The sequence below is a fragment of the Caballeronia sp. M23-90 genome (assembly GCF_053574605.1).
This window is the reverse complement of sequence record NZ_JBSIPA010000777.1, coordinates 1-1608: the sequence shown is the minus strand read 5'-3', so window position 1 is coordinate 1608 and position 1608 is coordinate 1. Positions and strand designations below refer to the sequence as shown.

Genomic DNA, 1608 nt, shown 5'->3' with positions numbered 1-1608 from the left:
TGCCGCGCAGAGCGCAGCGCCGAGGACCTCCGGCACGGCAAGCGGCACATTCACGTTCGCGCGGCCGGGCAAGTTCATCTGGTCGTACGAAAAGCCCTACGCGCAAATACTCCAGGCCGACGGCGACAAGCTCTATGTCTACGACAAAGACCTGAACCAGGTCACCGTTCGTCAGTTGGGCAATGCGCTGGGCGCGAGTCCTGCCGCCATCCTCTTCGGCAGCAACGATCTCGACAAGAACTTCACGTTGCGCGACGCGGGGGTGAAGGACGGCATCGACTGGCTGGAGTTGACGCCTAAGGCGCAGGACACGCAGTTCCAGCAGGTGGGTATTGGCTTCAGGAACGGCAATCTCGAAGCAATGGAATTGCACGATGTATTCGGCAACGTGACCTTGCTGACGTTCTCGAATATCGAGAAGAACCCGCCGCTGAAAGCCAACCAGTTCAAGTTCGTGGTGCCGAAGGGCGCTGACGTGATCGACGGCTGATTACCGTTGCGAAAAGCGGGGCGATCATCGCCTCGCTTTCCTGAATTGCCGTCATCAAGCTCAAGTCGACGACCGGCTCTCTTCCCGCCGACCCGCACCCAGCACCAACGCCAGGTAAGCCACCGCGCCGATCGCAAGCGACGGCAAGGTCGCGCCGAGGTTCGGCATCCATTGGTTGATCGCGTGATACGCGGCGATCCCGAGCGCCCAGGCAACAAATCCGCTGACATGCCATCCGCCCGAGAACGCGTACGGGCCTTGCCGGTCGGTGAGCGCAGCTACAACCACGCGGCGTTTGCGCACGATGAAATGATCGGCAAGCACCACGCCGAACAGCGGTGCAAAGACCGAGCCGATCAGGAGCAGGAAGTTCTGGTACTTGCCCATTTGCACCAGCAACGCGATCAACGTGCACAACCCGCCGAACGCCGCGGATAACAACGGCACGCTCGCCTTCGCCCAGAAGGTGCCGGTGGAGACGGCGGCGGAATGGATATCGGCGAAAGCGTTATCGATTTCATCGATGAGAATCAGCAGCAGCGCAATCCCGCCTGCCGCCTGCGCGAATGCCACGGTCAGCAGCGCGTCGCCGCCGCCGGCAGCCAGGCCGTAGAAGGCGCCGAGCGCATAAAACCAGATATTCGCAATGCCATAACCGAACAGCGTGCCGCGAAACGTGCCGCCTGCACTGCGTCCGAAGCGCGTGTAATCCGCGATCAGCGGCAGCCATGAGAGCGGCATTGCCACGACCAGATCGATACCCGCGCCGAACGGCATCTCGCCTGTCCCCGGCCGGTTCATCAACGCGCCAATATCCTGTTTCGACAGCAGGTTCCACGTCAGCCAACCGGCGCCGCCGAGCAGCAGCCACATGCCCCAGATGCGCAGGAATCGCCGGACGAAGGACAGCGGGCCGGTGATCGCAAGGATCGTGGCCAGCACGCCGAAGATCAGCGTCCAGATGAGCGGCATCGATAAACCGAAGGATTGCCTGGCAAGGGCATCGGCGGAATCGCGCATCACGATGATCTCGAACGATCCCCAGCCGACCAGTTGCACCGCGTTGAGCACGGCCGGGACGGATGCCCCGCGAAGCCCGAGTGTGGGGCGCAGCGACA

At 62.4% G+C, this 1608-nt stretch carries 2 protein-coding genes; one reads left to right on the top strand and one right to left on the bottom strand.

What is annotated here, in order from left to right:
- Positions 1–490, top strand: a 490-nt coding sequence (gene lolA, locus ACRXB1_RS35760) for an outer membrane lipoprotein chaperone LolA (RefSeq protein ID WP_449494735.1), incomplete at its 5' end; no start/stop codon positions are given.
- A gap of 60 nt (positions 491–550) precedes the next feature.
- Here the strand turns inward: lolA and ACRXB1_RS35755 are convergent.
- On the bottom strand, positions 551–1608 hold a 1058-nt coding region (locus ACRXB1_RS35755; protein WP_449494734.1), incomplete at its 5' end, for a cytosine permease.